The organism is Streptomyces xylophagus (assembly GCF_000716435.1).
Taxonomy (GTDB): Bacteria; Actinomycetota; Actinomycetes; order Streptomycetales; family Streptomycetaceae; genus Streptomyces; species Streptomyces xylophagus.
Genome location: NZ_JNWO01000042.1, coordinates 68,521 through 75,698, shown reverse-complemented (window position 1 = coordinate 75,698; position 7,178 = coordinate 68,521). Strand labels below are relative to the sequence as shown.

Sequence of the window (7,178 nt, the reverse complement as noted above, 5' to 3'; positions counted from 1 at the left end):
GGGGGCCGGGGTCGTCGTGGAGGCGGTGGGGCGGGAGGTCGAGGAGCTGGTGGGGGAGGCGGTCGGTGCCGGAGGGGTGGGGATGCGTGCGCGGGTCGGCGACGGCGGCTCGGTGGCCCAGGCGGTGATGTCGGAGGCTGTCGGCTCGGCGGCCGTGCGCCCCGCGTCCGCCCCTCTCGCCGTCACTGGGCACCTGCTCGGCGTGGGCGTGGCGCTGCCCGGTCCGCTCGACCACATCCACGGCGTCCTGCACCGCGTCACCGGCTTCCCCGAGTGGGACGGGTTCCCGCTGCGGGACGCGCTCGCCCGGCGGCTCGGGGTGCCCGTCGTCGTCGACAAGGACACGAACGCCGCCGCGCTCGGGCTGGCCGTGGGTGGGGAGGGCGGGTCGTTCGCCTATCTGCATCTGGGGACGGGGCTCGGTGCCGGGTTGGTGATCGGTGGGGGTGTGCACCGGGGGGCGCGGACCGGGGCCGGTGAGTTCGGGCACCAGGTGATCCAACTGGACGGGCCGCCCTGCGACTGCGGCAACCAGGGCTGTATCGAAGCCCTGTGCCTGGCCGCCGTAGCGCGAGGCGACCTCGATGAGGCGGCACGGGTGCTCGGTGCGGGCGCCGCGAACCTCGTGGGCCTGCTCGACATCGACCTCGTGCTGCTGGGCGGCCGTACCGTCGCCGCCGACCCGGAACCCTTCGTGCGCGGAGTCGCCGCCGTCCTCGACGCACGCGCCCGACGCGAGGGCGCCCGCGAGGCAGCCGTACCCGTACGGGTCGCCTCCGGCGGGGCGCGGGGGGTCGCGGAGGGGGCGGCGCAGTTGCTGCTGGGGCCGTTGTTCGGGCGGGCGGACGGGTAGGGGGGTTCGGAAAGTGTGACACTTCGCCGAAATCCGTAACACTTCCGCCGAACAGGGGTCCCGCCGCGCCCGTTCGAGGCACACCCCCGGCCATGTCACCCTCCAACGGCCCCCACCTCCGGCACGCTCATGTGCTTATGCGACTGCCCCTGAGACCGTGCACCCCCCTGTCCCTCTGCCTCGCCGCAGCCGCCCCCCTCCTCCTCTTCACGGCGACCACACCGGCCCACGCGGCGGACCCCACCCCCACCTGCGCCGCCCCCGACGCCCGCACCTTCCCCCTCACCACCCGCATCCACGACGGCCCCGACTCCTACGAGGCCGGCGGCGACTACGGCACCTGGTATCTCGACCTCACCAACACCACCGCCCGCCGCTGCACCGAGATCCACCCGGTCGTCGTCCTCGTGGACCGGCAACGCGCCCTGAAACCGTCCCAGCCCCGACTCGAGTTCTACGACGGCACCCGCCCGCGCCCGCACCCCGTCCGGTTCGACAGGACCGACGAGGCCGAACTTGTCGGCGCCTTCGACGACGGCTTCCTGGGCTTCACCGTCGACCCCGGCAAGACCCTCACGGTGAAGGTGCGCCTCACGCTCGCCCCGGACGCCGTGGCGAACGAGATCACCGCCAACGCCGCCGTCGTACAACGCCATGCCGACGACGGGGACTGGGTCGGCCAGTCGAACGGCTACCGCTTCGACGTCGAACCGGCCGTCCCGGGAGACACCACCCCCGCCACCTCCTCTACGACCCCCGCTCCCGCGGCCACCACCCCTGCCGAGGATCTCTCGTTCACCGACGAACTCGCCCGCACCGGAATCGGCACCGAACACCTCGTCCTCGCCGCCACGTCCGCCCTGCTCATCACCACCGGCGCCCTGCTGCTGACCCGGAGGCGCCGATAACGCGCCCCGCAGTTTCTGCGACGATCTCCGCGTGGACTATCCGAACGACCAGGCCCCCGGCGCGCCCGTCCGCTCCGGCATCCCGGAGCACGGCCGTATCCCCAAGTACTACGCGGTGAAGGCCCAAATCGCCGTGCTCGTCGACGAGTTGGGGGAGGGCAGCCTGATCCCCACCGAGCGCGACCTCTCGGAGCGGTACGAGGTCGCCCGCGAGACCGTGCGGCAGGCGCTGCGCGAACTCGTGCTGGAGGGCAGGCTGCGCCGGCAGGGACGGGGCACGGTCGTCGCGGGGCCCAAGCTGGAGCAGCCACTGTCCCTGGCCAGCTACACGGAAGGTGTACGACGGCAGGGGCGCACCCCGGGCCGCAGCCTCGTCACCCTCGACCGCTTCCCCTGCTCCGACGCGCTCGCCGCCGAGACCGGACTGACCCGCGGCGAACCTGTCTGGCACCTGGAGCGCGTCCTGCTCGCCGACGACGAGCGGGTCGGCCTCGAAAGCACCTATGTCGCCGTCGCCCGCGTCCCGAACCTGGACACCGACTTCCAGCCCGACTCCTCCTTCTACGGCTACCTGGGCGCCCGCGGCATCCTCTTCGGCGACGCCGACGAACGCATCGAGACCGTGCTCGCCACCCCGCGCGAGGCCCTCCTCATCGGCACCCCGCCGGCCCTGCCGATGCTGCTGATCCACCGCGTCTCGCGGGACACGGAGGGGCGCCCGCTGGAACGGGTGCGGGGCCTGTACCGGGGCGACCGCTTCTCCTTCACCACGCACCACACGGGCTGAAGAACAGCCGCGACAGGCCGAAGAACACTCCCGCCACGCCCCCTCGTGATTATCACGGATAGATAACGGGTCTAGCCCAAACGTGATGGGTCGTTCACGCTCTCGTAGGGAGCCGGACCTTTCCGGTTCCCGGATCCCGAGGAGCGTGGCCGTCGTGAGAGTGACAGTCGTCGGAGGCGGCGTGGTGGGCACCATGCACGCCTGGCAAGCAGTGGAACGCGGCCACGAGGTCGTACAGATCGAGCGCGAGGCGGAGGCTCGCGGCGCGTCGCTGCGCAACTTCGGGCAGATCTGGGTGAGTGGCCGCGCGGGCGGGGAGGAGCTCGAAACCGCCCTGCGGGCGCGGGAGTTGTGGGAGGAGATCGGCGGCAGAGTGCCCGGGCTCGGCTTCCGGGCCAACGGGTCGCTGACCCCCGTCCGGGGTGAGCGCGAACTCGCCGTCGCCGAGGCCGCCGTGGCCCGCGAGGACTCCGCCGCCCGCGGCCACAAACTCCTCACCCCCGCCGAGGCCCGCGCCGTCAACCCCGCCCTGCGCGGTGACTTCACCGCCGCCCTGTACTGCGAGCGGGACGCGGCCGTCGAACCCCGCACCGCCCAACTCGCCCTGCGCGCCGAGCTGTCGAAGTCCCCGCGCTACACCTTCCTGCCCGGGCGCGAGGTCCGCGAGGTCGTCGGCGGGCACGCGGTACGCGACGACCACGGGGACGTGCACGCGTCCGACGCGGTGATCCTGTGCACGGGTGCCTGGCTCGGCGGACTCGTCCGCGAACTCGCCGGGCCCGAACTGCCCGTCCGCCGCGTCCGGTTGCAGATGATGCAGACAGCCCCGCTCGGCGAACCGCTCCCCACCTCGGTCGCCGACGCGGACAGCTTCCGCTACTACCCCGCCTACCGCGGCCCCGCCCTCGACCGACTCAACGCGCACCAGCCGCAGTTGCCGACCGCGGCCGCCCACGCCATGCAACTCCTCATGGTGCAGCGCGCCGACGGCGGCCTGACCATCGGCGACACCCACGAGTACGAGCACCCCTTCGCCTTCGACACCGACGAGGACCCCTACGACCACCTCACCGAGGTCGTCGAGTCGCTCCTCGGCCGCCCGCTCCCGAAGATCCGCCGCCGCTGGGCCGGCGTGTACGCGCAGTGCACCGACCCCACCCGTGTCGTCCACCGCCAACAGGTGCGCGACGGCGTGTGGTTGGTCACCGGTCCCGGCGGACGCGGCATGACCTGTTCCCCGGCGATCGCCGAGACCACCGCGAACGAACTGGACTGGTGAGCCCTCATGACCCCTATGACCCCTATGAAGCACGACATCCGTCTCGTCGTCCTCGACATGGCCGGCACGACCGTCGCCGACGGCGGCCTCGTCGAGGAGGCGTTCGCCTCCGCCGCCCGGCACCTGGGCGAAGACCCCGCCACGATGCTCGACCACGTCCGCGCCACTATGGGCGAGTCGAAGATCTCCGTCTTCCGGCACCTGTTCGGCGCGGAGACCAAGGCCCAGGAGGCCAACAAGGCCTTCGAGGCGGCCTACGCGGAACTCGTCGACGACGGCAGGATCGCCGCCCTGCCCGGCGCCCGCGAGACCATCGAGCTGCTCAAGTCCCAAGGCCGCACAGTGGTGTTGACGACCGGCTTCGCCCGCCCCACACAGGACGCGATCCTGGCCGCGCTCGGCTGGCAGGACCTCGCCCACCTCACCCTCTGCCCCGCCGACGCCGGCGGCCGGGGACGCCCGTACCCGGACATGGTCCTCACCGCGTTCCTGCGGACGGCGGCGGCGGACGACGTACGGCAGCTCGCCGTCGTCGGCGACACCTCGTACGACATGCTCAGCGGGGTCCGCGCCGGAGCGGGCGTGGTCGCCGGTGTCCTGACCGGCGCGCACGACGCGGACGCGTTGCGGGCGGCCGGGGCGACCCAAGTGCTGGACGGCGTAGGGCAGTTGCAGTTGCCCGGAGTGCTCGCATGACCGACGGCATCCGCTTCGACTCGGTCACCGTCGCCTACGACGGCAACGTCGTCCTCGACTCCCTCGATCTCACCGTCGCACCCGGCGAGGTCATGGCGCTGCTCGGGCCGTCCGGCTCCGGCAAGACCACCGCGCTGCGTGCGGTCGCCGGGTTCGTACGGCCCGCTTCCGGGCGGGTGTTCCTCGGCGGACGCGATGTCACCGACCTGCCGCCGTACCTGCGGGGGGTCGGGATGGTGGTGCAGCAGTACGCCCTGTTCCCGCATCTGCGCGTCGAGGACAACGTGGCGTTCGGGCTCAAGGCGCGGAAGGTGGCGCGAGGGGAGATCCGTACCCGGGTTGCCGAGGCGCTGGAGATGGTCGGCATGGCGGAGTACGGGCGCCGGTATCCTCGCGAGTTGTCCGGCGGGCAGCAGCAACGCGTTGCGATCGCGCGGGCGTTGGCGATCCGGCCCGGCGTTCTTCTTCTCGACGAGCCCCTTTCCGCGCTTGACGCGCAGCTGCGGTCCGGGATGCTCGCTGAACTTTCCCGGCTGCACCGGGAGTTGCCCGAGGTGTCGATTCTCTACGTCACGCATGACCAGGTCGAGGCGCTCACTCTGGCCGATCGGATTGCCGTGATGGACCGGGCGCGGCTTCAGGAGTGCGGGACGCCGCGCGAGCTGTACCGGGCGCCGAAGAGTGAGTTCACGGCGTCCTTCGTCGGGAGCGCGAATCTGTTGCCGGTGACGGTGGGGGAGCGGGGGGTGTTCTTCGGGGAGCGGCGGGTTGAGGTGCGGGGGGTTGTGCCGGGGGCGGCGACCTTGTGCGTGCGGCCGCATCTTGTTGGTCTCGGCGCTGGGCCCAACCAACTCGCGGGTGTCGTACGGGAGATTCAGTGGCGCGGGGCCACGCACCGGCTCTACGTCGATGTGGATGGGCACCGGGTTGTGGCTGACGTGCCGGAACTGAAGAAGCCGCCTGTGTATGGGGACGCGGTGATGTTGCATTTCGCGCCCGAGGATGCGGTGTTGCTGTCTGTTGGAGTTGGCGATGAGTGAGGTTGTTCGTCGGGTGCGGGGCGGTGGGGGTTGGGCGCGCAGTTCCCCGCGCCCCTTGGGGGTCGCCCTGCCGCCAGTTCTCATCCTCACCCTCCTTTTCCTTTACCCGCTCGCCCTCGTTGTTCAGCAGTCCTTTCAGCCAGGCACCGCCTACGGGGATGTCTTCGCCTCCGAACTCTTCCGTACCGCCCTCTGGACCACCGTCTGGATCGCCGTCGTCTCGACCCTCGAGTGTCTGGTCCTCGGGTTTGTGCTCGCGTTGGTCATCGCGTTCGTGCCGTTTCCCGGGGCGCGGACGGTCGCGCGGTTCATCGACGTGTATCTCTCGTTCCCCTCCTTCCTGATCACGCTCGCCCTGCTGTTCATCTACGGCACCACCGGGATCGTCGGGTCGTTCCAGTTCCTCGCCACGCCCTGGGGGGTGCTGCTCGCGGAGGTCACCTACTTCACGCCGTTCGTGATGCGGCCGGTGCTCGCCGCGTTCTCGCAGGTGGACACCGCGCAGTTGGAGGCGGCTTCGAGTCTCGGGGCTCGGGCGCCGCGGATCATCCGGCAGGTGATCCTGCCGGAGGCGCTGCCCGCGCTCGCCGCCGGCGGGAGTCTCGTCCTCGTCCTCTGTCTCAACGAGTTCGGGATCGTGCTGTTCACGGGCGCGAAAGGGGTCACGACTCTGCCCATGCTCGTCTACAGCAAGGCGATCCTCGAGTCGGACTACCCGGGCGCGTGTGTGGTCGCCGTCGTCAACGTCCTTATATCCGTGGGGCTTTACGGCCTCTACCGGGTGGTGAGCCGCCGTGTTGGTGCATAGCCGCAAGGCGAAGTGGGCTGTCTGGCTGGTCTTCGCCGTCCTCTTTCTGCCCCTCTTCGCGCTGCCCCTCCTCGTCGTCCTCGGCGCCTCCTTCGCCACCAACTGGTCCGGCGTGCTGCCCTCCGGGTTCACCGTCTCCCACTACACCGCCGCCACCCGGGGCGAGGCCCTCCAGGCGCTCACCACCAGCCTGGTCACCGCCCTCACCGCGAGCCTGCTCGCGCTCACCGTCGGCACCTGGGCCGCGCTCGCCGCCGCCGGGCTCAAGAAGCGTCAACGCAGGCTGCTGGACGCCCTGTTCGTGCTGCCGGTCGCCGTGCCCTCGGTCGTGGTCGGGCTCGCGATCCTGGTGGCGTTCTCCAAGCCGCCGGTGCTGCTCAACGGCACCCGGTGGATCGTGATCCTCGCCCATGCCGTGCTCGTGACCGCCTTCGCCCACCAGTCCGTGTCGGCGGCGATCGTCCGCCTCGATCCGGCCTACGAACAGGCCGCCGCCTCCCTCGGTGCGCGGCCCGTCTACGTCCTGTGGCGCATCCGGCTGCCCCTGCTGCTGCCCTCGCTCACCGCCGCCGCGGGCCTCTGCTTCGCCCTGTCCATGGGCGAGTTGAGCGCCACGATGATGCTCTATCCGCCCGACTGGACCACGCTTCCGGTCCTGATCTACTCGGCCACCGACCGCGGCGCCCTCTTCGCCGGGTCCGCACTCGCCGTGGTCCTGATGACGGCGACCCTGCTCGTCCTGCTCATCGTCTCCCGGGTCCGCACCCGGGCCTCGTACCGCTGAACCCTCAACCACCCCTGCCACGC

The 7,178-nt window shown here is 71.3% G+C and carries 8 protein-coding genes; all 8 read left to right on the top strand.

Going from position 1 to position 7,178, the window contains the following annotated elements:
- The coding region (locus OO70_RS47355; protein WP_051742342.1) for an ROK family protein at positions 1-853 on the top strand (853 nt) is incomplete at its 5' end.
- Between the two features lie 137 nt (positions 854-990).
- Positions 991-1,761: a hypothetical protein gene (locus OO70_RS47350; protein WP_043686832.1), complete on the top strand. Its 771-nt coding sequence runs from the start codon at positions 991-993 to the stop codon at positions 1,759-1,761.
- Between the two features lie 31 nt (positions 1,762-1,792).
- Complete coding sequence (locus tag OO70_RS47345) at positions 1,793-2,548, top strand: GntR family transcriptional regulator (protein ID WP_043686828.1); 756 nt, start codon at positions 1,793-1,795, stop codon at positions 2,546-2,548.
- 154 nt (positions 2,549-2,702) lie between these two features.
- Positions 2,703-3,827: a TIGR03364 family FAD-dependent oxidoreductase gene (locus tag OO70_RS47340; RefSeq protein ID WP_043686858.1), complete on the top strand. Its 1,125-nt coding sequence runs from the start codon at positions 2,703-2,705 to the stop codon at positions 3,825-3,827.
- A 6-nt stretch (positions 3,828-3,833) separates the two neighbouring features.
- Complete coding sequence (locus tag OO70_RS47335) at positions 3,834-4,523, top strand: phosphonatase-like hydrolase (RefSeq protein ID WP_043686825.1); 690 nt, start codon at positions 3,834-3,836, stop codon at positions 4,521-4,523.
- On the top strand, positions 4,520-5,563 hold the full coding sequence (locus OO70_RS47330; RefSeq protein ID WP_043686823.1) for an ABC transporter ATP-binding protein: 1,044 nt from the start codon (positions 4,520-4,522) through the stop codon (positions 5,561-5,563). Before OO70_RS47335 ends, OO70_RS47330 begins: the two co-directional genes overlap by 4 nt.
- Complete coding sequence (locus OO70_RS47325; protein ID WP_234337109.1) at positions 5,556-6,371, top strand: 2-aminoethylphosphonate ABC transporter permease subunit; 816 nt, start codon at positions 5,556-5,558, stop codon at positions 6,369-6,371. Before OO70_RS47330 ends, OO70_RS47325 begins: the two co-directional genes overlap by 8 nt.
- Positions 6,358-7,155: an ABC transporter permease gene (locus tag OO70_RS47320; protein WP_043686820.1), complete on the top strand. Its 798-nt coding sequence runs from the start codon at positions 6,358-6,360 to the stop codon at positions 7,153-7,155. The genes OO70_RS47325 and OO70_RS47320 overlap by 14 nt, the downstream gene beginning before the upstream one ends.
- The last annotated feature ends 23 nt before the right edge of the window (positions 7,156-7,178 follow it).

What these genes read in the sequence shown, in the direction of transcription:
- OO70_RS47350 (WP_043686832.1), top strand. Translation starts at nt 991, where the DNA reads ATGCGACTGCCCCTGAGACCGTGCACCCCCCTGTCCCTCTGCCTCGCC.
- OO70_RS47335 (WP_043686825.1), top strand. Translation starts at nt 3,834, where the DNA reads ATGACCCCTATGACCCCTATGAAGCACGACATCCGTCTCGTCGTCCTC.
- OO70_RS47330 (WP_043686823.1), top strand. Translation starts at nt 4,520, where the DNA reads ATGACCGACGGCATCCGCTTCGACTCGGTCACCGTCGCCTACGACGGC.
- OO70_RS47325 (WP_234337109.1), top strand. Translation starts at nt 5,556, where the DNA reads ATGAGTGAGGTTGTTCGTCGGGTGCGGGGCGGTGGGGGTTGGGCGCGC.